Here is a 26,914-nt window from a genome sequence, read left to right on the forward strand (position 1 = left end):
CTAGTCTGACAGAGAGGGAAAACGAGAATACCCAATCGATATACTCGTTTTATTTTCTTCAATGACTCTCAGATCGTATTGTTAAAAAGCGGGCTCAATCGTGCCTTTAAACGTAGTATCAATAAAAGCTTGAATCGGCTTTGAATGGTAGATTTCAACAAACTTCTTATAGGTTGCATTGTCTTTATCTGCTTCTCGTGCAGCAATAACCATAACGGCCAGTTCAGCATCTTTGGCTTCAAAATACAGGCCCTGTTTCTTCGGATCTAAGCCTGATGACATGACGTAGTTCATCGTGATGACAGAAGCGGCTGCATCACTTAATGTACGTGGTAACTGCGCGGCATCCATTTCGATAAATTTGAATTTTTTCGGGTTTTCAACCACATCATAAATCGTCGCTTTATCGCCTAGCCCAGGTTTGAGTTTTATAAAGCCTGCATCTTCAAGTAATAGCAATCCACGACCACTGTTTGTCGGATCATTGGGAATAGTGATGGTAGCGCCTTCAGGTAAATCAGCGAGAGAGAGATATTTGTCAGAGTAAATGCCCATGCGCATTAAAATAGAACGGCCAATGGACACCAGTTGCTTTTCATTGTTGTTATTATAATTATTTAAGAAAGGTTGATGCTGGTAGCTATTAAGATCAATCGTACCATCGGCCAAAGCCGCATTAGGTGTGATGTAATCGGAAAACGTTACAACTTCAACGTTTAAACCTTGTTTTGCAGCTTCTTCTGCGACAGCTTCTACTACTTGAGCATGAGGCCCCGCAGTTGCACCCACTTTAATCGTATTATTATCTTTTTCACCACAGGCCGTTAAGCCAACTAATAACGGTAAAGCACACAATAGTGTAATGATTGTTTGATTGAATTTCATAATATCCCTTTCATAAAATAGCCGTATAGACATCTATAAATAGGATACATTGAACCTCTAAATATTCATAATAGTTTTATAACTAATTAACGCGTCATTTTTCGATGCCATCTAAATCTAGGTTGAAACATCAAACCTAAAAAGAAAAATACAAATTCAAATACAGCCAACACCAACAAACCAAACCCAATCCCTATACTAATCGCTTCACCATTTAAAATCACTTTATACTCATAATGGTTCCAAACATCATCGCGAATTTCAGTAATAGGACTAACGAACACCTGAAAATAAGGGCTATATATTGATTGATGAAAAGTCATTTGTGCCTGAGTGAGTCGTTGATTCCTGGCAACTAGAGCTCTGATGCTTTGTCCACCTGCCACAATTACCGGATCTTGATTACGAGCGTAGTGCTTGAGTAGCAGGTCAATGTTGCCATTAAAGAATTGATCAGCATCTTGTTGAAATTGTGATAAACCTTTTAACGATTCCGCTACTCGAGCATCAAGATTTTGACCATATTGGCTAACAAATCCCGGAATTTGCACTCCCATTAACACGCCTAATATCAACACAGCAAGCTTGAGATAATCCATGATCTTTTTCATTAATAGTTCCTCTCCCTGATGGCTAAATCATTACCAACTCAATGTCATTATATATTGCGGCCCCACAGGCCCACCGTGGTAAAGATTGCCTGTATCTTGAAATCCTGCTTTTAAATAACATTGATACGCGGCCACATTGCGGCAATTAACAGTAAGGTAAGCGGCAGTTTTTTCTGAGTATGCACGTTTCAAATAATCGGGTAATGCCTGTAATGCTTGAGTGGCAATTCCTCTACCTTGAAAGGTTTCGTCAATTAATAAAGCGCGTATACCAAGCGCAGCAGAATGTGAGTCTATTTCGACGTCGAATGCTTGATTAGACAGATAGTTCATATCCAATAGAAAGAAACCAACGACCACGCCATCATCGAGAATTAAATGCGGATGTTCGTGATCATCAAGCTGTTCGATAACGCTCAAAACATCGCTGATGGTAAATTGAACCTGCTCTGGTTGCACTTTAAGAGGAGCGACTTGAGCTGATTTTTTTGGTGTGTATTGTTCAATGGTAACCATGTTTCACTCCTATCTCACCAAGGCATTTGTAATCAACGTTTAACGAGAATACATCACGGGAAGGAAAAGCATAATGCTTTAAGGTAAGTTTGCGGTTAAATGATGAAAGTGGAAATGACATCATGATGAAAATATTGATGATTAACCTCAATCTACCCACAAAGTTCAATGTTGCCTTGCTGGTTCGAGGCGTATCATAACCTTAATAAATGGAGGGGTTATGAATCACAAACCAGACCGAACAGAAGCAATGCAACTCATCATTGACGAAGCGAAAAAAACATTCCCACTTTATGAAGAAGAGACTTTTGTTTGTGGCACAGAAGGCAATTGTATTGGTTGTCCGAAGAAGCTGATGGAACTGGTTGATTCAGAGCTTTGTTATTGGGAGAGTGCGTTAAAACGCGGCGTGACTCCTCAGTTTGATGAAATCCGCCGCTTTGGCAAGTTGTGCAAAAACGTTAAACGTGGCTTAGTGCGTAATAATATTCTTTGATCTTTATTTCAACTCAGCGGTGGCTACGGTTGCAGTTGGAGTATGCTTCACTTGATTAAATAAACTCAACCCAGAAAATATGCCTAATAGAGCAAACACCACCCATAGCCAAATCGATGAAAAGCCATTCAAGCCCAGTAGCCAACCCGCCCCCCAATTACCAATAAAAGCAAAAAAGCCCCCAATACAAGAATACAGACCGTAATAACTGGCAATATTGTTAGACCCAGCATAGCGTGGAATATGCGCGCCGATTAATGGGTACACCATCATTGAACCGATACTCAATAAACTGGCACACAAGATAAAAGAAACGGCTGGGTAACCTTCAATGCGCACACTCAATGCAAGGAAAGAGCAACCCATGATCGCCATGCCATAACCCATACCTTTTGCGATACCTAAATGCTTTTCAATCCAACGGCTAATCGGTAATTGTAATAACACGCCCAATATCGAAGAGGTTAAAAATACCAAGGTAGTATAAGAAGGATCGCCAGTTTGAATTTTCACTTCATTGGGAATCGATAAGTACAATTGGTGGAAAAGTATTTGAAATACCGAGGCTGCCAGCACAAAGCGCATGAATGCCCGATGCTTTAACATCATTAGCCACTCCACCCAAAATGCTTGAGGCGCGGCGTCTTGAACGTGTTGCTGCTCTTTTGGTAGGTAGTACCATTGCAGAATAAAAAGAATAGAAAACAGAAAAGCAGAGCAATAACCAACAGCACTAAAGCTAATAGTAAACAGCGCTAAGCCAATCACTGGGCCAGTTAATTTACCGATTTCTGTGCATAAATTTTGCAGTGCAAACACCCGGTTTCGTTCAGCATGATCGGGATATTCAATCGACAAATAAGCCTGACTACTCGGAGTAAATAACGCGCCAGCAAATCCCGTAAGGAAAGCGCCAAACACAATCAAAGAAAAATCATTACTGACTGCTAATAATAAAAATCCAGCAATACGAACCAAACAACCAATTAGAATAAGGCGTTTATAGCCAAATTTATCGCCTAGTGTGCCACCAACCAGAAACAGACCTTGCTGGCTTAACACTCGTAACCCAATAATTAAGCCGACATACCAACTGCTGTAACCAAGATCTTGTAAGTGCTGCGCCAAATACGGCAACAACATATAAAAACCTAAATTAAAACTAAAGGCATTAAAAACTAGCACACGGCTAGCCGGCGATAGCAAAGCCCAATCTTTTAAAAACTGTGTCGATTTCATCAATTCGCTAGACTCTTAAGTTTACGCAACACGTTGGACTTTTGAACGTAACGTTCTAACAAAAGGTCGACCGCTATCATCAACAATCACATTAGCGTCCACATCATAAATGTCTTTGATTAACGATGACGTCAGCACTTGGGTTGGGTGGCCAACACTGACTAACTCCCCACCTTTTAACACTAACAGGTTATCAGCATATTGAGCCGCTAGATTTAGATCATGTAACACCATTACCGTCACGTATTTCTGCTTCACGGTTTCATACGATAAATGCTCAAGCAAGACATGCTGATAGTGTAAATCGAGGGCGCTGACCGGCTCATCGAGCATCATAATTTCAGGCTTACGCATTAAAGCTTGAGCAAACAAAATCATCTGCCGTTGCCCACCACTAAGGGTGCGAACATCGCGATTGGCTAACTCAGCAAGACCAATATTATCCAAAATACGAATCGCTTCTTTTAATACTTCTTCACTCAACGATAAACTGAGCGCATCAAGCCGCCCGAGTAACACCACTTCGATAACCGTTAAATTGACATCTAAATGGATGTCTTGTGGCATGTAACCAAAGCGATTACGCCACTTGGATAATGCTTGCCCTGAAAGATGGTCGCCGTTAAAGGAAATGTCACCACTCGTCGGTTTGATATCACCAAATAACGTTTTTAATAAAGAACTTTTACCAGTGCCATTCGGGCCTAAAATCGCCGTCACTTGGCCCGGTTTTAAATCAAAACTTAAACCATTGGCTAAGGTTAAGTCACCAATAGATGTCGTTAAAGACTGTACCGAAAGCATGCTTAACCTCTTTTGAAAATAATCAGCCAGAAGAAAAAAGGAACCCCAATAATGGCGGTCACAATCCCGATCGGGAAAAGCGCTCCGGGAACGATAATTTTGGATAATACTGATGCGGTTGATAACAAAAACGCACCGATTAAGAAAGATAATGGCAGGAAGAAACGTTGATCTTCACCTACTAATATTTTGGCAATGTTAGGCGCCACAATGCCGATAAAGCCAATAATACCAACGAAGCTGGTTACGGTGGCGGTCATCAATGCGACAATGAATAATATCTTCAACCTCAACCTAGCGACATTCACGCCAACACTTTTCGCGCGTTCTTCTCCGAGTCTTAATGACGTTAGCTTCCAAGCATCTTGTAGTAGGAAGTAGGTTCCGCCAATCACAACCGCCGTTACAATCGCTAAATTAGACCAGGTTGATTTAGATAAACTACCAAACAGCCAGAATAAGATTTGCTGACTTAACTCAGGCGAAGAGATGAACTGCACAAGGGACAGTAAAGATTGGAACAAAAACAACAGAGCGATACCGGCTAAGATCAACTGACCAGAGCTAATATGCCTCATTGACGCTAATGCAAATAAGAAACAGGCCGACAGCATACAACACACAAATGCACCAATTGGCACGGCGTAATCACTGTTTAAACCGAGTGAACCAATATAAAGCATTAACGCGGCGCCAAACCCTGCAGCCGCCGCCATGCCTAGCGTATAAGGGCTTGCCATTGAATTATTCAATAAGGTTTGCATTTCAGCACCACCGACACCTAGCGCGCCACCAACTACGATGGCCATTAAAGCAATCGGCAAGCGAAGGTTAGTCACAATAATTTGTGTGGACGGTTCGACTTGGAAAGGTAACCCGATAAATTCAAGTAGTGCATACAACACTTTCGACACATTAAGCATCGATGGACCGGTCATAATATCAAAGATAAATGAACCTAATAATATCGCCACAAACAACAAAATCGTGGTCACTCGGCGACGCTCGCTTTTTCTTTGTTGTGCAACAGCTTGTAATAACAAATCGGCTTGCATCTATTTTTTACCTTACCTAAATACCTTCATAACGTATGTGCAATTAAGCGATTATCACTTGATGAATATCGATAAAAACGACTAAGCTACACACAAAGACGAATAGTATTGATAATTAATATCAACATCAATTAGTATTGTATCAAATTGTGAAAACCATTTCGCTCTAAATAGACCTATCTATTACAAGGAATTATAAAAAGTCATGTTGAAATATATTCTTATTGCACTCGCCACGATCAGTGTGACGGCACAAGCTGCCATCACCACCGTGACCGATGTATTGGATCGCAAAGTCACGTTTGATGCCCCCGCCAAAAGAGTGATAGTCGGTTTCTATCCAGAGGATTACATGGCAATTGGCACAGTGAAAGCCTATGACCACGTAGTTGGTATGTCGAAATACATTTGGCAAGCAAGGGCTGCCAGTTGGGAAGAGTATGTAAAAGCAGTGCCTTCTTTAAACAAGATTCCTGAAATTGGCCGAGTAGACACCAACACCTTTTCCGTTGAAAAAGTGATCAGCTTAAATCCAGATTTATTGATGCTTGCCGATTGGCAATACAAAGCACTAGAAAGCGAAGTTAAGCGAATCGAAGCAGCGGGCATTCCCGTTGTAGTGGTCGATTACAATGCGCAAACTGTCGAACGTCATGTGCAAAGTACCTTACTGATTGGTGAAATTACAGGTCAAAACGAACGTGCGAAAACCATTGCTCAGGAATATAAAAAGACCGTTGATACTATCGAAAGCCGCTTAAAACAAGCGAATTTACCAAAACCTACGGTTTACACTGAATATGGCGCGTCAGGCATCAATGAAATTGGTTATACCTTTGGTAAAAACATGTGGGGTGCCATCTCAACCATGGCCGGGGGCGATAACATTTCCGCGCCTTATGTTGAATGGTGGGGTAAACTCAACCCAGAACAAATCTTAGTCAGCAACCCAGATATTATTGTCATGACTGGCTATGAAACAGGCAGCACTGATACTGCAATGATTATGGGGGAAGGTGTGAGCGAAGACCTCGCGAAAAAGCGTCTGCAAGGATTCAAACAGCGTAACGGTTGGTCGACACTTACTGCGGTACAAAATAACCGCATGTATGCTGCCTATCACGGCGCTTGTCGAACCATTATCGATGCGGCAATGATTGAGTTTTACGCCAAAGCGATGTACCCAGATTTGTTTAAAGACTTAAACCCAAAACAGTCTTATCAAGCATTTTATAAAAAATACCTTCCGATTACCCCTCAAGGGACTTTCATGACGCAGCTTAAATAATACACTGAAGCATTAGGAATAAAAAAGCCTCACGGGAATATTCATCACGTGAGGCTTTATTGATTCTAAACACCATTTGTCACTAATACATTGTTACTAATAGGCTTTATCACTAACAGAATTAGTCTCTAAGAAGCGGCGTTTATCCTTAAGAAGCAATGTTTATCTCTAATCTGCTAGGCGACAGACAGCTCAATCGCAATATTACCACGCGTTGCATTTGAATATGGGCAAACTTCATGTGCTTTATTTACTAGTGCTTGAGCCGTCGCTTTATCAAGATCACCAACATTCACTTCCAGCTTCACAGCAATACCAAATCCACCTTCAATTGGCCCAATAGACACTTCAGAATTAATATGAGTCTCTTTTGGTAATGCCACTTTTTCTTGGCCTGCCACTAATTTTAGTGCGCCAATGAAACACGCCGCATAACCTGCCGCAAATAATTGCTCTGGATTCGTACCTTGACCATCATCACCACCTAAACCTTTAGGTGTTGAAAGTGCAACATCTAAACGGCCGTCATCTGATTTTGCTGAGCCTTCACGTCCACCTGTTGCCGTTGCTTTAGCGGTATAAGCAACACTTTGTAGTTCTTTCATCATTGATTCCTTATTCGTTTAGAGAGTAGAGTCACAAAAAATACTTTGCATGCAAAATACTAGAACGAACCATCAATAATTGCAAATAATTTGCATGCAAATTAAAATAAGATTAATTACTACGAGAGAATAGACATGAAACATCCACAACTCAAACTCGATAACCAAATCTGTCATCGTTTATACATGGCATCTAACGCGCTCACACGAACCTACCGTGAGATGCTGTCTGAACTAGATCTTACTTACCCACAATATGTCGTAATGATGGCCTTGTGGGAACAAGACAACATTAGCATTACCAAACTATTAGAAAAAACGGCTATCGATGGCAGCGCCATGACTCAGATACTCAAAAAAATGAGTGATAAAGGCCTATTGAATATTATTAAAGATGGGAAAGACAACCGTAAACGGCTGGTTACACTACAAGACGATGGCAAAAAAATACAAAACAAAGCAGCATCAATCCCTCAGTCGATTCGTTGTCAATTCCCAAGCTTAAGTCATGAAGATTCAGAGAAATTGATCCACTTACTCGATAAAGTTATTCACGATGCCGAGTCGGTTAAGAGGCCTTAAATAAATGAACCTAAATAGATAAAACTGAGTAAATAAACATAAACAAATAAGCTTAGATCTCATAAAACCACTTTCTCTTTAGAGACAAAAGCAAAATTATTTTTCCCCGTTCTCTTCACCCCATACATAGCATGGTCAGCCATTTTAATTAAATCATGTGGATCAATGGCATCCTTAGGATATAAAGCAATTCCTATACTTGCACTAACATTGACTTCTATTCCATCAATATCAAAAGCTTCTGATACCGCTTTAATCATTCTTTCAGCAATCACAGTAATCGCAACATTGTCTGAAACATGTTCTAACACCACAATAAACTCATCGCCACCAATACGAGCAACCGTATCGGTATCGCGAACACAAGCACACAGGTTTTTAGTGAGTTGTTTAAGTAATTTGTCTCCAGTAGCATGCCCGAACGTATCATTTACGGCCTTGAAACCATCAATATCAATAAATAACACCGCAACTTGCCATCCACGCTCTTCGGCCTCAGCGATGGCACTATTTAATCGCTCCATCATTAATGCTCTTGTTGGTAGCCCAGTTAAACTATCATGGTGAGCTAAGTGATGAATTTTTTGCTTTGCTTCTTTAATCGACGTGATGTCTTCTTTGACCGCAACGAAATGGCTAATTTTTCCATTAGCTTGTTTCACTGGGGCAATAGATGCCACTTCCCAATAACCTTCTCCATTCTTTTTAAAATTATGAAACTCACCGCGCCAAGTATTCCCTTCTCTTAGCTGCCTCCACATTTCTTCATACACATCAGGCGATAATTTATTTGAACGGAAAATACTTGGATTCTTTCCTATTAATTCATCTTTTAAATACCCTGACGTATGTAATGCCGCCGGGTTAATATATTCAATATTGCCACTATTATCGGTGATCACAATAGAAGAAGCGGATTGCTCTACCGCTAATGATACAGTTCGTAATCTTAACTCTAAAATTGAATACATTTGTAAAATAAGCGTAATTGCCATTCCACCTACAAAGAAAATGCCACTTAAATACAATAAGGTAGTCGAAAAACTATCTTCAATAACCGACTGTTCTGATGGGAATAAAAATGCCATTAAACCACGCATAAAATTCAGAAAAGCAAATAAACCAAAAACAATGGCAACCGCATGCCCTGCCGAACGTTGAGCCTTATTTCGATCCGTTAATAATGTCACAACAATCGCCATGCACACAAAAACAATAACAGCGGAAAATACCAAAATTCGAACGCTTTGATTATTGTCTATGTAATAAAAATAATAAAAAAGACAAGCCGCAATGGGCAAAGATCCATAATCAAAAAATAATAAAGGGGGTCGTTCTGTAAAAATTCGAATACCACGTAAAATAAGCTGAAAGCCAAACACATAGCATAAATTAGCTAGGATGAGAGAAGTAAGATCAGGCACAACATCACGCAGTGATACTAAAAATGTAGCCATTGCTAAAATCACCATGCCCGCAGCCCAATAGCCAACACCATTGCGTTGTTTTTGAGATCGCCAAAGAAAAGTCAACGTAATAGCTGAACCAATCGCAATCATGCCAATTACAACGAGCAGAGTTCTGTTATCAAGAATAAGCATTATGGTACCACGTGAATAATATTTTCAATCTAAGAGGGTATCCCAAACGCACCGTCACACATAACCTTCGGGAATGTATATGATAAATACATTCAGGTTAAAAATCACTCTATATCTATATTTACTCTGGTTAAGTTTTAATTATAAAGATAACTAACATGATAATAATGCAATATTAGATAAGAGAATCATAAGTAAGTTCGACCATTTGGGGTTATTTTAAAAAAATGGACTTATTTATACACATAAAGCCACTTAATAAACAAAATAATCCAGCGTAAATATCAACAACCTAGAACACATTATTCACAATACTCCCTCTTCATCGTCAAAAATAACAATGACTTAATGCCTACCATTAAACAATAATAATGAAGATGTATTTTTTATTAAAATCCAAAAATAGAAATATTGCTAATGCATCAAAAATAACAAAACCCTTTTTTATATGATATCGCTGCATCGATCCCCACTTGATTTTTATCTATAGTGTTCTAAGTTTTATTGAGCAACAAACTCACTAATAAAGACACAAAAAAATACAATAAACCAATAAATCAATAACTTAAAAAAATTAACAATAATATAGAAAACTCAAAAAAGCATAGAGAACGTAACAATTTTCATATTTAAAGATGAAATAGACGACAAATTTAATGTTAATTTTTGCTATCAAGATCAACCTATGACGATAAACCCAAATAAAAATGTGACAAATATCACGATGATTAAGGTCACTTATTCTCGTGATGTTTATAGTGAAAATTGTTTATGAAAAGATAATTGATTGATAAAGATTATATCCCAAGGAAAGGAGAACCAATGTTTACTCGAAATAGCCTAAAGAAACTTGCAACCGTATCTTGTGTCGCGGCCAGTATTGGATTTTCAAGCTTCGCGAGTGCTGATACTTGGCGTTATGCTCATGAAGAGTATGAAAATGATGTACAGGACGTTTACGCACAACAATTTAAAAAATACATTGAAGATAATTCCGATCATAGCTTAAAAGTTTACCGCTTCGGTGAGCTGGGTGAATCTGACGATATTATGGAACAAACACAAAGTGGCATCTTACAGTTTGTAAATCAATCGCCCGGTTTTACGGGTTCCTTGATCCCAGAGGCTCAAATTTTCTTTATTCCTTATCTCATGCCTACTGACATCCAAGCTGTGATTAAATTTTTTGGTAGCAGTAAAGCCATTAACGAAGACTTCCCTAAACTTTATGCCAAGCAAGGCTTAGAGCTATTGAAAATGTACCCAGAAGGCGAAATGGTACTGACAACCGACGAACCCGTCACATCACCTGAAGAGCTAAAAGGCAAAAAAATTCGGGTTATGACCAATCCATTGCTTTCATCTACCTATGAAGCATTTGGCGCAACCCCTACGCCGCTTCCTTGGGGAGAAGTGTACGGAGCACTCCAAACCAATATGATTCAAGGTCAAGAAAACCCTATCTTTTGGATTGAATCTGGCGGCCTTTATGAAGTTTCGCCAAACTTGATTTTCACTCACCACGGTTGGTTTACCACCGCTTCTATGGCGAACAAAGAGTTCTATGATGGTTTGTCTGATGAAGATAAAGCACTGATCCAAAAAGCCTCTGACTCCGCTTATAAAACAACGATCAAACACATCACAGGCCTAGCCGCTAAATCTCTAAAACAAATTCAAGAGAAGAGCGATAAAGTCACTGTAACTCGTTTAACCGATGAACAACTGGCTAAGTTTAAAGAAAGAGCGCCTCAAGTAGAGAAAACGTTTATTGAAATGACTGGCGATAGCGGTAAAGCCTTATTAGACCAATTCAAGGCTGATCTAAAAGCTTCACAATAATCATCAATGTAGGATTGAGCATCGATTACCGATAACGATATTCGATGCTCTTTGTTGAAAGGAAGCACTATGCCCAATTCCGATAGGCTAGACTATCACTCCGAATTGCCTGGTATTTTAGGTAATATAGATAATTTCCTCAGTAAAATCGAAGCCGTGATGTTAGCGGTAGGTGTTTTATTAATGGCATTAAATACTTGTATTAACGTTGTCGCCCGTTTTGTTTTTGGAGAAGGGTTATTTTTCTCCGGCGAAATTAACCGCATCCTAATTATATTAATTACTTTTGCAGGGATTGGTTATGCCGCCCGCCTTGGTAGACACATTCGCATGTCTGCTTTTTTCGATATGTTGCCTGATAAAGGACGTAAATTTGTCATGATTCTGGTTTCAATCATCACCGCAATCATTATGTTAATACTGGCCTACTTCTCTTTTCAATACATTGTGAGCGTTTATGAACGAGGCCGAATTTTACCCGCACTAGGCGTTGAAATCTGGTGGATTTATATATGGGTTCCCCTCGGTTTCACCATCACTGGCATTCAATACTTTCTCACTGCGTATAAAAACTTAACCAGTGAAAAAGTTTATTTATCAAGCGGGGTCGTCGATGGCTACGCTGACCATAAACACGATCTATAAAGGCTTTCATTATGGCATTAACCTTAATGCTCATCATGCTGGTATTGCTGCTTATTGGCTTCCCAATGATGATCCCTCTCACGGTCGCAGCACTGACTGGTTTTTACATGATGTTTGGCGGTATGAGCCAAATGGATACTTTCATCCAGCAGGTTCTCGGTGGGATTCGCCCCGCATCTTTAATTGCAGTTCCTATGTTTATCCTCGCCGCCGATATCATGACTCGCGGTCAATCTGCCAACCGTTTGATCAACATGGTAATGACGTTCATTGGCCACATCAAAGGCGGGTTAGCCATCAGTACCGCGACCTCTTGTACCCTATTTGGCGCCGTGTCTGGTTCCACCCAAGCTACCGTGGTGGCCGTCGGTTCAGCGCTACGACCGAAGTTATTAAAGGCAGGTTATAGCGACTCTTTTTCTTTAGCACTTATTATTAATGCAAGTGATATTGCCTTTTTGATCCCACCGAGCATTGGCATGATTATCTACGGGGTGATCTCTGAAACCTCGATTGCCGAGCTCTTTATTGCCGGTATTGGCCCTGGGCTAATGATATTGCTGTTCTTCTCCATCTACTGCTACATCTACGCAACCATTAAAAAAGTCCCTACCGAAGAAAAAGCAAGCTGGAGTGAAAGGATCACTGCCTCTAAACGGGCCATTTGGCCACTCATGTTTCCAATTATTATCGTTGGCGGTATTTATGGTGGAGTATTTAGCCCAACGGAAGCGGCTGCCATTTGCGTGCTCTACGCCATCATTTTAGAGTTTGGCGTCTTCCGTTCACTCAACAGCCAAGATATCTACGTGATTGCTAAATCCACTGGGTTGATTACCGCAGTGGTCTTTATTTTGGTCGGAGTGGGGAATGGTTTTTCATGGATTATTTCATTTGCACAGATACCACAAACCATTTTAGATGCCATTGGTATCGATCAGATGGGCCCCTTAGGTGTGCTAGCCTCGATTTCGATCGCTTTTTTTGTCGCCTGTATGTTTGTTGATCCCATCGTCGTAATCTTGGTCTTAACGCCGATCTTTGCCCCCGCGATTACGGCCACAGGGCTTGATCCCGTACACGTGGGTATCATAATCACTCTACAAGTCGCGATTGGGTCGGCTACCCCACCGTTTGGCTGTGACATATTTACCGCCATTGCGATCTTTAAGCGTCCTTATTGGGAAGTAATAAGAGGAACCGGACCTTTTATCCTCATCCTGTTACTTTCCGCAGCATTACTAATATTTTTTCCAAGTATCGCGCTATTGTTAAGAGATATCGCCTTTGCGGATTAAGATGATGATCACTTACCCTTATTACCCAAATCACTTGGGTATGTCCTTCCTTAAGGGATGAGATAAAGGCAGTCCATATATGACGGCTGCCTTTTTAGTACTTAACCTTTTTATGAAAATCATTCACTTAGAAAGTCAAACCTTCATATTCATTGCAAATTAGAAGCATAACGGCCCACCACATCACAACGAATAACAGAGACACGTTCAACCATATCACCAAGCAAATTTCGGCTTTCAAGATAATGGGGCATTTGTTTATGTTGAGCTAATGCTGTTTCATCGTTATATATTTCATATAAATAGAAAGTATGATCGTTCTCTTGATCGACCAATACATCAAAAACTATACAGCCCTTTTCATCCCTTATAGAAGCTTTTGCGTTGTTTTTCATAATCGATAAATATTGCTCACGACAACCATTTTTCACTTCATTTTTGACAAAAATAGTAAACACATTATTTCCCTTTTTGATGATTTATTACCCAATAATTCAACTCAGACTAGACTTATAATACTTTATGATCAATATTGTATACATTAAATAACACAATAAAAAATCAGAAGTAAACATAATGCAAAGACCAAAAGCCTTAAATGGGCTAAGACATTTAGCCTTAACTGTTTATCCATTTGAAGAATGCCTTCATTTTTATCATGATATTATGGGTATGACGATCGTCAGAAAAGCCAATGAGAATTTAGTCTATCTTAGCTGTGGCAATGACAATTTATCACTAGGAAGAGCCAATAGTCCGCAGAACAATCAAAACCAATCGTTCGATCACTTCGGATTTATTGTTGATTCGAAACAAGAACTGCAACACTGGTTTGAATATCTCCAATCACAAGGTGTGCCATTATTAGATACGCCACACGATCACAGTGACGGCGCCAGAAGCTTCCACTGCATAGATCCCGCTGGCAATGTTGTCCAGCCTTTGTATCATCCAGAAATATCAGGGCAGAAATGGCAATAACTACCATTGAAACTCTATCGTTCTACCCTAGAGCAATCAACCTTACCCTTAAGATTTATTTAAAACATAATCTAATATTTCAATAACTTGACTAGTATTTCTTGCCCAAGCCTGAGCACTTGCATCCACTTCTTTAAGTGGGTGAATAATATCTTCCGCATGCAAAGTAATATATGGCTTATCTAAAGCCGCACAATAACCAGCATCGAATGCTGCATTCCACTGTTTGTATTTATCGCCAAAACGGATAATCGCAATATCGCATTTTTTTATCTGATTCTGAATTCGAATCGCATTGATCTTCGCGGATTGATGATCTCGCCAAAAAGAGGTATCTCCGACGCCTAAACCATCGCCTGCCGCATCACTACTTTCATGATCGGTCACAGCGGAAGTAAAAACGATGTCTAAACCTTTTTCTTTACAGCCTTGGATAATTTTTTCGCGCCAATCAGTATGAATTTCACCTGAAAGATAAACACTCCATGCCATCATTACTCCTTATTTCTATCAACTAGAATGATTATAAAACCAGTAAAATTGTACACAAAATTTAATTTAATTGCACTCATTTGTATAAAATAGACCTGTTCTATTTATGATAACTAACGACAGTTCACAGAACACATTTGTTCCAAATCATTATATTTTCAATCTTTTCGTATCTTTACATTTGAATCATTGATTTATACATCGAAATACATATAGTAATCGCAATGATAATAATTATCGATTACATGGAGAGAAGAAACATGAAGCCCCTTATCAAACTCGGTTTTATCGCAGCCACTTTAATTGGTTCAAGCTTAGCAACCTCTTTACCGGCGATGGCAAAATCAATTACGCTGGATCACATCATGGGTTCAACGACAATAGAAACCTCTCCGAAGCGAGTGGTTGTTATCGGTGTAGGCGCATTAGATGCCGTTAACGCATTGGGCGTCAAACCGGTAGCCGTCTCTAAAGGCGTCGTATTCCCACCATACCTTGCTCAATATGATGATCAAAGTTATCCTTCTGCTGGAACCATTTTTGAACCTAACTTTGAATCCATCTATACTCAAAAGCCTGATTTAATTATTGTCGGCCCTCGTAGTTCAAAACATTTCAAAGAGCTGTCTAAAATCGCCCCTACTTTTGTCTTTGCTGTCAAAAATGGCACCGATTACTGGGAGCACACTCAAGCACTTTGGCATGATCTTGGTGAAATTTTTGATAAGCAAGACTTTGTAAATCAAAAAATTGAAGCACTCAATCAACGCTTTTCAGCGATAAAGTCTTATAACCAAGAACACAATTTAGATGCACTCATGCTAATGAGCTCTGGTGGTAATGTGACTTCGTTTGGTGAAGGTTCTCGCTTTTCTATCCTCTACAAAGATTTTGGGTTTAAACCAACTATTGAAGTAAAAGATAACAAATCAGAAAAAACAGGTGGTCATGGTCAATTAGTTTCTTATGAATTGGTGAGCCAAGAAAACCCATCAACCCTTCTCATTTTAGACCGTGATAAATTAGTCAATAAAAATAAAAGTACAACGCGTCAAGATTTTGATAATGACTTAGTCAAATCAACCAGTGCTTATAAAAATAATCGTATGATTTATCTTGATATTCCAGCATGGTACGTCGCAAGCTCAGGCATTACCGCGACAGAAACCATGATTGAAGACATTGAATCGTTAACGAAAAATTAATCATCAGACTTAGAGGTTGTTGTGACTAAATTGCTGTTTGTTTTAGTCTGCCTGAGTCTGTCTTCACTGTTTATTGGGGTGGGTAACGTTTCGTTATCCCACCTTTTAGGCGGTGATGCCAATGCTTGGCAATTATTCGTAACCAGTCGAATTCCTCGGCTATTTGCCATTTTACTCGCAGGAAGCGGACTGAGTATTGCAGGCCTTATCATGCAACAAATTAGCCAGAACCGATTTGCAGCGCCTTCAACTTCTGGAACGATTGAATGCTCAATGCTCGGATTTGTGCTCAGTTTGGTGTTTTTTGGTAACGGCGATCAGCTGTGGCTGATTTTTGCTACCGCAATGATTGGTACCCTATTTTTTGTCCACTTAATTCAAAGAATTCAATTTAAAAATGCTGTCTTTGTCCCTTTAATTGGGATTATTTTTGGTAATATTGTTTCTTCAATGGCAACCTTCATTGCGTATAAATATGACGCATTACAAAACTTATCTGGCTGGGCTGTCGCCAATTTTGCCAATATTCTTGCCGGCAATTACGAATTACTTTACATCGCAGTGCCTGTCGCCATTTTCAGTTACTTATACGCCACTCGAATTTCCGCCGTTGGGATGGGGAAAGACTTTGCCATTAATCTTGGCCTTAACTACCAGCAAGTGATGATAATCGGTGTGGCATTGGTATCGATCATGTCAGCCTCAGTGGTCATGATTGTCGGCCAACTGCCCTTCTTAGGGTTAATTGTTCCAAACTTAGTCAACCGCTTTTACGGTGACAACTTACGTAAAAATATCCCTCGTACCGCAATATTAGGCGCCATTCTTGTACTCGCCTGTGACTTAGTAGGACGACTCATTATCTTCCCTTATGAAGTGCCGATTTCAATGGTGATCAGCTTACTTGGTGGTGGTGTCTTTATTTTTTTCGTTTTAAAAGGGATGAAACATGAACGGTAAGTGCTTCGGAGATAAACACAAAATTATCGCTATGCTTCTTCTTAGCCTCGTGATGGCCGCTCTGTTTATTGGCTATGGGTTAACCGCGGATAATTACGAGTATTTCTTGTCTCGCCGAATCCCAAAAGTCCTGGCCATCATTGTTTCTGGCTTTTCAATTGGCATCGCCTCTTTTTGCTTTCAAACGATAACCAATAACCGAATTTTAACGCCAAGCATTATGGGTTTTGATGCCTTATACTTATTGATTCAAGTGTTAGTGGTCAGCCTTTTTGGTGGGCTCAGTATAATGATGACTAACCCTGTCATGAATTTTTCAATATCCGTTTTATTCATGATGGGTTTTTCATTCATTCTTTTCCTGCTCTATTTTCGATATTCCGCAAGCAATATTATTTCACTCTTACTGCTGGGGGTGATTTTTGGGCAACTCTTTAACAGCAGCTCATCCTTTCTAACCATGTTGATGGATCCGGATGAATTTGCCACGGTACAAGCCAATATGTTTGCCAGTTTCAACAACATTCATGTTGAATTGGTGTATTGGACGTTGCCTGTTTTGCTATTGGTTATCTTTTGGTTATTTAGAATACACCGTACTCTGGATGTGTATTTACTCGACCAAGATAATGCCACCAGCCTAGGCGTTGACATTCAACGCACCACACGCACAGTGTTGCTGCTGTCTTCCGTGCTGATTGCTATCTCCACCGCCTTAATTGGGCCCATTATGTTTTTTGGGCTGCTTATTACCAACCTCACACGTGAATGGTTAAAAAGCTATCAGCACAAATACTTACTTACTGGCTGTGGTGTAATGTCGATTGCAACGTTATTAACCGGGCAATGGATTATCGAAAAAGCCTTCGGTTTTGAAACTACCCTCAGCGTGGTCATCAACTTTGTTGGCGGCATCTATTTCTTATACTTACTCTTACGAAACAAAGTGGTGTAACCCTAATGATTGAACTGAAACAACTCACAAAATACTTTGGGGACCACCCTGTTGTACAAAATGCCGATGCTGAATTTGCCAAAGGGCAAGTCACCGCCATTATTGGGCCAAATGGCGCCGGAAAAAGTACCTTACTGTCAATGGCTGGTCGTTTACTAAAACGCGACCAAGGTGAGGTATGGATAGATGGTAAAGAATTAGTCGAATGGGATACCAAAGCACTGGCAAAGCGCTTATCCGTTCTTCGACAAGCCAATACGGTTTCCTTACGCTTTACGGTGAGAGAGCTGATTTCATTCGGCCGCTTTCCTTACTGCCAAGGCAACCTAAAAACTGAAGATAATGACGTCATAGACAAGGCCATTGATTACCTCGATTTAAAAGCAATTCAATATCAATACTTAGATGAATTGAGCGGGGGTCAACGCCAACTGGCTTTTATTGCCATGGTGATCGCACAAGATACCGACTATGTTTTCTTAGATGAGCCGTTAAATAACCTTGATATAAAACACTCGCTACAAATCATGGGCACCATTCGACGCCTGGCTCACGAGCTGAATAAAGCCGTGGTTATTGTTATTCATGATATTAATTTTGCGTCTTGCTATTCCGACACCATTATCGCCTTAAAGAAAGGCAAGATTGTCGCAAAAGGCAGAGTTGAGCAAGTGATCGACGCTCAGGTATTGGCGGATATTTATGAGACACCTTTCAATGTCATTGAAGTTGATGGCAATCGAATGTGCCTGTATTTCTCATGATCCTTTCTTTTTCATGATTCTTTCTTTTTCATGATCTTTTGTTTCCCATCAAACTGATTGCCTTCTCCTTCCACGTAATAAGAAAGGAAAAGAGAAGGCAAATTGTTATTGCGTAAATCTCTATGACGGTGTCGTGGTTGCCACTCTTTTCTTATTTGGAGCTATGTTCATAACGTCGACATTCCACTCTTTAGGGGCGTTATTTTGTAAGGTTTGCAATAAGGTTTGTACCCTTAATGGCAATACCCCATTACCAAAATAACAAATAATCGCTTGAGGCTGCCCATACCAGTTGGGCAAACAACGCTGTAAATTACCCGGATGAGACCTTGAATAATTGTCGGCTATCCACGTTGGCAATAACCCAATGCCATAACCATTTGCCATAGAATCGATTTGCAAAAGTATATTATCGCTGGTTAACCGGCTTATTTTAGGCATCACCACATAATGTTGATCATAACTATTTAAATAAATCCGATTCATTCTATCTCCATCAAATGGTAACCATTGATGAGAATTCAACTGTTGAGGGTGCGAAAGTGCTGGGTGGTTCCCTAAGTAATCTGGGCTAGCATACAAACCTAATTGCCAGTAACCAATCACCTGTTTACGCCAAATACCGGGTAGCTGAGTTTCACCAATCGATATCACAATATCCGGTTCTTGTTCAAAATAATCATCTCGGGATTCGGTAAACAAACGGATATTCACTTGAGCATGATCATCTAAAAACTGATGAAGTTCTGACCTTAACCAACCACGCACAAGACTTTGTGGTGCCAATAACGTCACCTCACCACTGATGCTTTGCTTTAATGATTGCAAGGCATTTTGTGATTCTTCCGCCATGGTAAGTAAGCGCTCACAATACGTCGCAAATACTTTTCCTGCTCGCGTGAGTATTAATCTTGAACCTTGTTTAATAAATAATGTTTGCCCAAGTTCCGATTCCAACAATGCCAATCGGCGGCTAATTGTCGATTTAGGTTGATTCAACGCTTTTGCTGCTGCTGTCACACTACTGTGGCGGCTTAATGCATCAAATGCTCGTATGCCTTGAAGTTCAGTTTTCATCTCAATCCCATTTTTGGAACAGCCTGTTTCATCTATTGATCTAGTCAATAAGCGGAAATTATGAATAATTGCGAATGAATTTAAGAATCATTATCATTTAAAGGAATAATAATGTCTACCTATCGTTTACCGCTTTCCATTTTAGCGGGATCTATTTTATTGGCGACGAATACGCAAGCCGCGCAGCCTAAATCTTCCACCGAAACCATGGTGGTCACCGCTTCTGGTTTTGAACAAGCCGAAATTACCGCGCCAGCCAGTATCAGCGTCATTACGCGAGATGAGTTAGAAAACAAATACTACCGTGATGTAACCGATGCACTAAAGACCGTACCCGGTGTCACTATTACTGGTGGCGGTGACAATAAAGATATTAGTATTCGTGGCATGGGGTCGGCCTATACCTTGATTCTGGTTGATGGTAAACGTCAATCTTCTCGTCAAACTCGCCCAAACAGTGATGGCCCAGGTATCGAAGCAGGTTGGCTGCCACCGATAGAAGCCATTGAACGTATCGAAGTGATTCGTGGCCCAATGTCGACCCTTTATGGCTCCGATGCCATTGGTGGTGTGATTAACGTGATCACCCGTAAAGATGCTCAGCAGTGGCATGGTAATGTTCAAGTGGGTACGACCATTCAAGAAAGCCGTAAATCTGGCGATGAACGCAGTGCCAACTTCTTTGCCACCGGCCCGCTAACCGAAAAGCTAACCGCGCAATTTAATGGCCAAACCACCGTTCGTGATGAGGATGACATTACCAATGGCTATGAAGATAAAGATCTCAATAGCTTCAATTCAAAGCTAACTTACCAACTGAATGAAAATCATGATATTTCACTAGAAGCAGGAATAAGCGAACAATCACGCGCAGGTACGGTTGGAAAATCGGTCGCCACCAGTGGCTGCCGAGGCACTTGTGAAGATACTTTAGACGAATATAAGCGTACCAATTATGCCATCACGCATGATGGTAATTGGGGAGCCATTGGGCAATCCAATACTTACCTACAATATGAAGACTCGGAAAACAAAACCCGAGAAATGGAAAGCATGAACACCGTGTTCAAAACCAGCCTTGTCACCCCAATTTATTCTCATACTTTGACATCAGGTTTCGAATATACTTATGAAAAATTAGAAGATTACACATCCAATAGTGCGTCCGATTTAACTGAATTGGATAGCTATCGTTACGCATTCTTTTTAGAAGATGAATGGGCTATCGTCGATTCATTCAGCTTAACAGTTGGTGCACGTTTGGACGACGATGAAAACTACGGTACCCATGTCAGCCCGCGAGCTTATGGTGTATGGAGCATCACGCCTAATTGGGTTCTAAAAGGCGGAGTATCAACCGGTTACCGCGCCCCAACGTTACGTGAAACATCCGCAGATTGGGCGCAAGGCAGCCGAGGCGGTGATATTTACGGCGATCCTGATCTAAAACCTGAAACCTCCGTAAACCAAGAAATCAGCTTAAACTACCAAAATGACTTTGGTTTAAGCTCTTCTGTTACGGTTTTCCACAATGACTTTAAAGATAAAATTTCACGCATAGAGTGCCCAAGCTGTGGCCCAATCAATAGCAGCGGCAGTGTAGCAACCAAGCGTGTCAATATTGACAAAGCAACCACACAAGGGGTCGAATTTGCTCTAGGCACTCCGCTAGGTGAAAGTGTATTCTGGAATGCCAGCTACACCTTTAATGACTCTGAGCAAAAATCGGGTGATTACAAAGGCCAACCTTTAGTTCAACTGCCAAAACACTTATTTAGTACCGATCTTTCTTGGCAAGCCACCGCTGATTTAGAAGCTTGGACACAAGTGACTTATCATGGTGAAGAGATGGAACCGATCAGTGGCCCATCGTCTAGCAGCCTAGAAGCGCCGTCTTATACCTTCTTAGATATGGGCGTCAGCTATCAGTTAACGGGTAATGTCTCGGTGAATGCTGCCATTTACAACCTACTGGATGAAGAAGTCACTTACGATGATTACGGCTATGTAGAAGATGGCCGTCGTTACTGGGTAGGAATGAATGTTGGCTTTTAATTGAGTGAATAAACTTTACTGTTAATAGGGCAAAATAATGCTCGTGAAATTGCGCCAATCAATAAGCTTAATTGGCGCTTTTTTGAGGATTACATTAGCGTGAATTGGTTTTGGACATTTCTGAGTCAGTGCTTTTACTAAATTAGAAATGCTTGAATTACATCAGGTATGGCAGACTTGCTTAAACGAATGTTCTGTATCGCTGAAATAGATTCGCCCTACAAGATAAACAGCTTTGGACGATAATTGTTCATAAATAACATAGTAAGCTAAGTAGTTAGAAATTTGACCTCCTTTACTACATTACTACATTACTACATTACTATATTACTATATTACTATATTACTATATTACTATATTACTATATTAACGCCATCCTAAAGCGCATGTTTTCTATCGTAGTCAACACTTGCCTTTTTTAAGCCTTCTAAGTCATCAGAACATAATAGTCTCTTTAAGCTCTCGATTTTCTCATGTGGCCAATCATAAATTTCTAGTGCCAAAAGATCTGTTATAGTCTCCTTGGAAAAACGATATCTGACATGCTTAGCTGGTGAACCTGCAACCATACTGTAAGGTTCAACATCTTTTGTTACGACGCTGTTTGCCGCAACTATCGCTCCTTCTCCGATAGTAACACCAGGCATAATCATTGAACGCATACCAAGCCAAACGCCATCCCCAATACAAGTATCTCCCTTACCGACATATGCTTCTTCTATGAAATCCATAAACGGATACAGAGAAAACCAGTCAGCTCTGTGCGTACTGTTTCCCCCCATGACAATAATGACTTCTGCAGCAATACACACAAAGTCACCAATATGTAATTTATCGATTTTCCATTTTGGTTCCCAGTCGCGACTAAGGGCATCACCTTGAAGATACCTAACCACGGATTCTTCAAATCCTTCATCCCAGCAGTCACTATAATAACTATGTTTACCTTTTATCGTTATATTTGGGTTAGTAACAACTTCATGCAGCAACGTTACCTTTGATCCGCTCCAGCTGTTTTGGACACTGAGTTAAGTGAGTACAATCACTAACGAGGTGAACAATGACAACTAAGAAAACTAGAATTAAACATTCCCCTGAATTTAAAGCAGAAGCCCTAAAACTAGCAGAGAGAGTGGGAGTAGCTGCGGCTGCAAGGCAGCTTTCTTTACATGAATCTCAAATCTACGGGTGGCGGAAGAACTCGAAGAAAGACACCAATACTAGTCAGCGAGAACAAGAGCTAGCCGCAGAGGTTGCCAAGCTCAAAAGGCAGTTGGCTGAGCAAGCAGAAGAGCTAGAAATTGTAAAAAAGGCCGCCACCTACTTCGCGAAAAATCTAAAGTAAATTGCTACGAATTTATGCTCGAACACCTGATGTACTTCAATATTGTACGTATGGCTAAGGTATTCGGGGTATCCCGAAGTGGGTTTTATTACTGGGTTAAACATCGCCATAAGGCTAGCCAACGCGAGGCAGTTCGCCAAGAGCTTGATACAAAGGTCAAAGAAGCTTTTGATAACAGCAAAGGCCGAGATGGCTCAAGGCGAATCCAAAAAGAACTGTCTGAGAGCGGTGATAACCACAATGTGAAAACCATTGCGGCCAGTATGAAGCGTCAAGATTTAACGCCGAAAGCGGCACGTAAATTTAAGTGCACGACAGACAGCAAGCATCAAATGCCAGTTGCTCCAAACTTGCTGGCTCAGAACTTTAACGCAGCGGCTCCGAATGAAAAATGGGCGGGAGACATCACCTATGTTGCGACAAGCGAAGGCTGGTTGTACTTGGCAGTAATTATTGACCTTTACTCAAGACAAGTAATCGGATGGTCTATGGATACCAGAATGACGGCTACGCTGGTCTGTGATGCTCTATCAATGGCTTTGTTCCGTCGCGAATTTCCTGAGCAGGTTATCGTTCATAGTGATCGAGGTAGTCAGTACTGCTCAAAAGATTATCGAGACCTCATAACTGTTTATAATCTAAAGCAAAGTATGAGTAGGAAAGGAAACTGCTGGGACAATGCTTGTGTTGAGAGCTTCTTCCATTCGATGAAAGTTGAAGCGATCCAATATGAGCCGATTATGACGAGAGACCAGATGCGTCAAACGATCTTCGAGTACATAGAGGTTGATTATAATCGGACAAGAAGGCACAGTGCTCTTGGGTATCTAAGCCCTGTTAACTTTGAACAGCAAAATGTCGCTTAATGAAGTGTCCAGTCTGGCTGGAGCAGATCACTTTGACCAATGTTTAGTTTTCATACATATCCTATAATAGAACTTAAAAAGTTATCCGTAAGTAATAGAATAATCAAAAATACCCTTTAAATACTTTTTAATATTAAGTTATTGTTATTTTTCAACCAATGTTAATTTTTAGTTTCGTATTAAAGCCACTAGAGGTATATCAAGTGGCTTTTGAGTTGGTTCTCTACTTTTAACTACAACCTCCGATTTAAAATGGGTTAATTAACAATTGAATTAATAATATCGTAAGCAGATTCAACTCTTTCTGTATTTGGGTATTTTTTATTTGCCAGTATAACCACACCTACCTTTTCAGAAGGTACATATGCCACATAAGCCCCAAAGCCGCCAGTTGAGCCAGTTTTATTGAACCAAACGTCACTGCCGAGGTTACCCGTAATGCTCGGTGTTACCGATTTCGCATTAAGGATTACATCACTAGAGTTACCTTCCAATAACTTAGAGAGAGATGTAGGGTAGTTATACCCTTCCCAACCCACTGCTTGTGTAAATGTCTTTGTGTCAAAATATCCTATATGAGAATTTTCTAGAGCATGTTTAATGCTGACATCAATAGGTACTATTCCCATATTAGCTTCAATAAATTGAATCATATCGGTGCTTGTTGACTTAATACCATAAGCTTCTGCATCAAGTACCCCAGGGTTTACTCTTACAGATTCTCCCTTAGCGTTATAACCATAAGCATACTTGGTAACTTTATCATCAGGCACATCTACAAATGTATTTGTCATCCCAAGTTCAGGTAAAATGATTTTCTCCATCATTTCCGTGTAATCTGACTGCATACTCTGAGAACCTATGTAACCAAATAATCCTATACTAGGATTCGAATATTTCCTCTTTGTTCCTACCTCAAACTCCGCCTTCCACGATTTATAGTACTGCATCATTTCATCATGGTTTGTCACTTCATTTGGAAACTGAAGTGGTAGCCCACCTGCAGTATATGTCGCAATATGAACGAGTTTTGAATTACCTAAAGGCGTATCCTTTAGCTCTTCAATATGGTCTGATATTTTATCATTCATATTCAAGGCACCTTTCTCTTGAGCATAGCCAGCTAGCGCAGCAGCAAAAGTCTTGCTTATTGAACCTAGCTCAAAAATAGTCTCATTAGTTACAGGTGTACTAGAACCTTTATCAGCAAAGCCATAGTTATAAAAATAACGCTCACCATCTACCGTTACAGCCACCGCCAAGCCTGGGATGTCGTATTTTTCCATCAACTCAGTGGATTTTTCATCTACAACACTCTTTATTTTTTTATCTTGCATAGAGTCAGAGTTAGCTAATGTTGCGAAAGGGCTAAGAGCCAATATGGCTGCGAAAGTTAGATTGAGTTTCATATTTAATTATCTCATTTTCCAATTATTAGTCGATAAAGCAAATTAATGTTAGTCAACAAAATTTAATCTCTATAGGAAGCGTATAGAAAGATGAAATGGAGAAAGTTACCACTTCGATACCATGCGCTGCCTGTCTTTTATAAGTGTTTTTAAGTTAAAATTATCATTAGATTAGCATCTAACTTTTATGATTTGGTTCCGTCCTTTAAGGCTAATAAAGCAATGCAAATAGTTGCGACAATTCCGAAAATAAACAAGGCTAAACCAAGTGACTGTATAACACCTGCAATTCCTAACCCCAAACTGAGCAATAAGTAATAAGCGAGACCAAATAAAGCTCCAGCACTCCCCGATACTTCTTTGTACGTCACTAAAGCTTGACTCAGTATATTTGGGATCGCGATTCCGAATGAAATTACAACGCCCATCATGGGTAACAAGAACCAAAGGGATGATTGAGTAAACCACACACCAACACCACAAGTGAGAGCGATACTAACCGCAAGTTTGACCAGCGAAAGGGGCGACCATCCCTTGTTAAGAAAATATTTATTCATTGTGCTACCAATAAATGTTGCAACAGCAAGTGCGACACCAGAATATCCGAAGTCTTTAGTTGTCATGCCAATATTTGAAAATAGAAAAGGCGCCAGACTGTAATAACCGAACAGCATTGAGTTAAAAGTGGCGACAAGTAACGCATTAAGCCAAAGTTTTGAATCTTTAGACATTCGCTGGAATAGTAGCCACATTGATACTTTCGCTGTTGTCGCGGGTCTAGTTTCAGGCAGAAACCAAACTGCTATTAGAGATAGAACCATTGCGAGTAACATCAGACTACTGAAAACGCCAACATAGCCAAAATATTCAGCAAGCAATCCGCCGCTCACTAAACCAATAACAGGACTTATTGAGAGCGCGATGCCCATTACAGAAAAGACCTTCGCTAGTTCAGACCCGTCATAGCAATCACGCAGCATCGTTTGTGTTATGACCGAACCTACGGCTGCGCCAAATGCGGACATAACGCGTGCAAATAGCAATACTTCAAACTGACTGGTTGCTAAAGCGAGCAGCGCTCCAAGTCCATATGTAATTAGGCCAGCTATCATTGCAGGACGTCGTCCAATTAAATCGCTCAGTCTCCCCCAGAAAACAACTCCGATAGCAAATGCTAAAAAGTAAATTGAAAGTGTTTGAGATGCTTCGGCATTACTTACATTAAACTGATGAGCTATATCTGTCAGTGCTGGGCTGTATATCGTTTCCACAATTTGTGGGAACATCATTAAAACCACCGCTAACCAAAGAGGTGGAATCCTCGAAATCATAAGAAC

General features: G+C 40.3%; 27 protein-coding genes. 13 read left to right on the forward strand and 14 right to left on the reverse strand.

Translation table 11 applies throughout. The features are described from left to right. Positions 1–81: 81 nt before the first annotated feature. From VCASEI_RS18175 to VCASEI_RS18185, 3 genes are all read right to left on the reverse strand, one after another. Positions 82–885, reverse strand: coding sequence for a MetQ/NlpA family ABC transporter substrate-binding protein (locus tag VCASEI_RS18175; protein ID WP_086960059.1), 804 nt, complete (start codon positions 883–885; stop codon positions 82–84). 86 nt (positions 886–971) lie between these two features. Beyond that, complete coding sequence (locus tag VCASEI_RS18180; RefSeq protein WP_086960058.1) at positions 972–1,496, reverse strand: DUF2937 family protein; 525 nt, start codon at positions 1,494–1,496, stop codon at positions 972–974. 30 nt (positions 1,497–1,526) lie between these two features. Further along, positions 1,527–2,012, reverse strand: a complete 486-nt coding sequence (locus tag VCASEI_RS18185) for a GNAT family N-acetyltransferase (RefSeq protein ID WP_086960057.1) — start codon at positions 2,010–2,012, stop codon at positions 1,527–1,529. A gap of 220 nt (positions 2,013–2,232) precedes the next feature. Between VCASEI_RS18185 and VCASEI_RS18190 the strand changes: the two genes are divergently transcribed. After that, positions 2,233–2,508, forward strand: a complete 276-nt coding sequence (locus VCASEI_RS18190; protein WP_086960056.1) for a hypothetical protein — start codon at positions 2,233–2,235, stop codon at positions 2,506–2,508. Between the two features lie 3 nt (positions 2,509–2,511). Here VCASEI_RS18190 and VCASEI_RS18195 read toward each other — a convergent pair whose 3' ends face one another. From VCASEI_RS18195 to VCASEI_RS18205, 3 genes are read right to left on the reverse strand one after another with little or no spacing between them, the layout of a single operon-like run. After that, entirely contained in the window at positions 2,512–3,747 is a 1,236-nt protein-coding gene (locus tag VCASEI_RS18195; protein WP_086960055.1) for an MFS transporter, read from the reverse strand. A 21-nt stretch (positions 3,748–3,768) separates the two neighbouring features. Then, positions 3,769–4,551 carry an ABC transporter ATP-binding protein gene (locus VCASEI_RS18200; RefSeq protein ID WP_086960054.1) on the reverse strand — a complete coding sequence of 261 codons (783 nt, stop codon included), beginning with the start codon at positions 4,549–4,551 and terminating at the stop codon, positions 3,769–3,771. Positions 4,552–4,553: 2 nt separating this feature from the next. Continuing rightward, the gene (locus tag VCASEI_RS18205) at positions 4,554–5,606 is read right to left on the reverse strand and encodes a FecCD family ABC transporter permease (protein ID WP_086960053.1); all 1,053 of its coding nucleotides are present in this window, start codon (positions 5,604–5,606) and stop codon (positions 4,554–4,556) included. A gap of 205 nt (positions 5,607–5,811) precedes the next feature. Here VCASEI_RS18205 and VCASEI_RS18210 point away from each other — a divergent pair, with 205 nt between their 5' ends. Continuing rightward, complete coding sequence (locus tag VCASEI_RS18210; protein ID WP_086960052.1) at positions 5,812–6,894, forward strand: ABC transporter substrate-binding protein; 1,083 nt, start codon at positions 5,812–5,814, stop codon at positions 6,892–6,894. Between the two features lie 176 nt (positions 6,895–7,070). Here the strand turns inward: VCASEI_RS18210 and VCASEI_RS18215 are convergent, their stop codons facing one another. Beyond that, positions 7,071–7,499 carry an organic hydroperoxide resistance protein gene (locus VCASEI_RS18215; protein WP_086960051.1) on the reverse strand — a complete coding sequence of 143 codons (429 nt, stop codon included), beginning with the start codon at positions 7,497–7,499 and terminating at the stop codon, positions 7,071–7,073. 135 nt (positions 7,500–7,634) lie between these two features. On the opposite strand from VCASEI_RS18215, the gene VCASEI_RS18220 reads away from it, so the two are divergent. After that, positions 7,635–8,081 (forward strand): MarR family winged helix-turn-helix transcriptional regulator, encoded by a 447-nt coding sequence (locus VCASEI_RS18220; protein WP_086960050.1) that lies wholly within the window; start codon positions 7,635–7,637, stop codon positions 8,079–8,081. A 59-nt stretch (positions 8,082–8,140) separates the two neighbouring features. Here VCASEI_RS18220 and VCASEI_RS18225 read toward each other — a convergent pair whose 3' ends face one another. Further along, on the reverse strand, positions 8,141–9,682 hold the full coding sequence (locus tag VCASEI_RS18225) for a GGDEF domain-containing protein (RefSeq protein WP_086960049.1): 1,542 nt from the start codon (positions 9,680–9,682) through the stop codon (positions 8,141–8,143). Positions 9,683–10,504: 822 nt separating this feature from the next. Here VCASEI_RS18225 and VCASEI_RS18230 point away from each other — a divergent pair. The 3 genes from VCASEI_RS18230 (at position 10,505) to VCASEI_RS18240 (ending at position 13,467) form a co-directional block, all read left to right on the forward strand. Next, a complete protein-coding gene (locus VCASEI_RS18230) occupies positions 10,505–11,524 on the forward strand; it encodes a TRAP transporter substrate-binding protein (protein WP_086960048.1) in 1,020 nt (339 codons plus the stop codon). A gap of 69 nt (positions 11,525–11,593) precedes the next feature. After that, a complete protein-coding gene (locus VCASEI_RS18235; protein WP_086960047.1) occupies positions 11,594–12,169 on the forward strand; it encodes a TRAP transporter small permease in 576 nt (191 codons plus the stop codon). Positions 12,170–12,180: 11 nt separating this feature from the next. Then, positions 12,181–13,467: a TRAP transporter large permease gene (locus VCASEI_RS18240; protein ID WP_086960046.1), complete on the forward strand. Its 1,287-nt coding sequence runs from the start codon at positions 12,181–12,183 to the stop codon at positions 13,465–13,467. Between the two features lie 149 nt (positions 13,468–13,616). Here the strand turns inward: VCASEI_RS18240 and VCASEI_RS18245 are convergent, their stop codons facing one another. Then, entirely contained in the window at positions 13,617–13,925 is a 309-nt protein-coding gene (locus tag VCASEI_RS18245; RefSeq protein ID WP_086960045.1) for a putative quinol monooxygenase, read from the reverse strand. A gap of 118 nt (positions 13,926–14,043) precedes the next feature. Between VCASEI_RS18245 and VCASEI_RS18250 the strand changes: the two genes are divergently transcribed. Continuing rightward, positions 14,044–14,448: a VOC family protein gene (locus VCASEI_RS18250; protein ID WP_086960044.1), complete on the forward strand. Its 405-nt coding sequence runs from the start codon at positions 14,044–14,046 to the stop codon at positions 14,446–14,448. A 48-nt stretch (positions 14,449–14,496) separates the two neighbouring features. On the opposite strand, the gene VCASEI_RS18255 is transcribed toward VCASEI_RS18250, so the two are convergent. Continuing rightward, the gene (locus tag VCASEI_RS18255) at positions 14,497–14,940 is read right to left on the reverse strand and encodes a YtoQ family protein (RefSeq protein WP_086960043.1); all 444 of its coding nucleotides are present in this window, start codon (positions 14,938–14,940) and stop codon (positions 14,497–14,499) included. A 260-nt stretch (positions 14,941–15,200) separates the two neighbouring features. Between VCASEI_RS18255 and VCASEI_RS18260 the strand changes: the two genes are divergently transcribed. From VCASEI_RS18260 to vctC, 4 genes are read left to right on the forward strand one after another with little or no spacing between them, the layout of a single operon-like run. Further along, the gene (locus tag VCASEI_RS18260) at positions 15,201–16,145 is read left to right on the forward strand and encodes a siderophore ABC transporter substrate-binding protein (protein ID WP_086960042.1); all 945 of its coding nucleotides are present in this window, start codon (positions 15,201–15,203) and stop codon (positions 16,143–16,145) included. Between the two features lie 21 nt (positions 16,146–16,166). Then, positions 16,167–17,105, forward strand: a complete 939-nt coding sequence (gene vctD / locus VCASEI_RS18265; RefSeq protein ID WP_086960041.1) for an iron chelate uptake ABC transporter permease subunit VctD — start codon at positions 16,167–16,169, stop codon at positions 17,103–17,105. Next, on the forward strand, positions 17,095–18,060 hold the full coding sequence (locus VCASEI_RS18270) for an iron chelate uptake ABC transporter family permease subunit (RefSeq protein ID WP_086960040.1): 966 nt from the start codon (positions 17,095–17,097) through the stop codon (positions 18,058–18,060). Before vctD ends, VCASEI_RS18270 begins: the two co-directional genes overlap by 11 nt. A 5-nt stretch (positions 18,061–18,065) precedes the next feature. Next, positions 18,066–18,824 carry an iron chelate ABC transporter ATP-binding protein VctC gene (gene vctC, locus VCASEI_RS18275; RefSeq protein WP_086960039.1) on the forward strand — a complete coding sequence of 253 codons (759 nt, stop codon included), beginning with the start codon at positions 18,066–18,068 and terminating at the stop codon, positions 18,822–18,824. Positions 18,825–18,944: 120 nt separating this feature from the next. Here vctC and VCASEI_RS18280 read toward each other — a convergent pair whose 3' ends face one another. After that, positions 18,945–19,901, reverse strand: coding sequence for a LysR family transcriptional regulator (locus VCASEI_RS18280; RefSeq protein WP_086960038.1), 957 nt, complete (start codon positions 19,899–19,901; stop codon positions 18,945–18,947). Between the two features lie 111 nt (positions 19,902–20,012). On the opposite strand from VCASEI_RS18280, the gene VCASEI_RS18285 reads away from it, so the two are divergent. Continuing rightward, on the forward strand, positions 20,013–21,956 hold the full coding sequence (locus tag VCASEI_RS18285) for a ligand-gated channel protein (protein ID WP_086960037.1): 1,944 nt from the start codon (positions 20,013–20,015) through the stop codon (positions 21,954–21,956). A gap of 378 nt (positions 21,957–22,334) precedes the next feature. Here VCASEI_RS18285 and VCASEI_RS18290 read toward each other — a convergent pair whose 3' ends face one another. Next, positions 22,335–22,946 (reverse strand): CatB-related O-acetyltransferase, encoded by a 612-nt coding sequence (locus VCASEI_RS18290; protein ID WP_089110894.1) that lies wholly within the window; start codon positions 22,944–22,946, stop codon positions 22,335–22,337. Between the two features lie 71 nt (positions 22,947–23,017). Between VCASEI_RS18290 and VCASEI_RS18295 the strand changes: the two genes are divergently transcribed. Then, positions 23,018–24,168 (forward strand): IS3 family transposase gene (locus VCASEI_RS18295; RefSeq protein WP_110957783.1). Its coding sequence is split into 2 segments (ribosomal slippage): positions 23,018–23,261 and positions 23,261–24,168, totalling 1,152 coding nucleotides; the frame shifts between segments, so codons are not numbered across the junction. Between the two features lie 257 nt (positions 24,169–24,425). Here the strand turns inward: VCASEI_RS18295 and ampC are convergent. Together ampC and VCASEI_RS18305 are read right to left on the reverse strand one after the other, a co-directional pair. Beyond that, positions 24,426–25,577, reverse strand: a complete 1,152-nt coding sequence (ampC, locus tag VCASEI_RS18300) for a class C beta-lactamase (protein ID WP_089110646.1) — start codon at positions 25,575–25,577, stop codon at positions 24,426–24,428. Between the two features lie 185 nt (positions 25,578–25,762). Next, complete coding sequence (locus tag VCASEI_RS18305) at positions 25,763–26,908, reverse strand: multidrug effflux MFS transporter (RefSeq protein ID WP_086960034.1); 1,146 nt, start codon at positions 26,906–26,908, stop codon at positions 25,763–25,765. Between the last annotated feature and the right edge of the window lie 6 nt (positions 26,909–26,914).

It is taken from the genome of Vibrio casei (assembly GCF_002218025.2).
In the GTDB taxonomy this organism is placed as follows: Bacteria; Pseudomonadota; Gammaproteobacteria; order Enterobacterales; family Vibrionaceae; genus Vibrio; species Vibrio casei.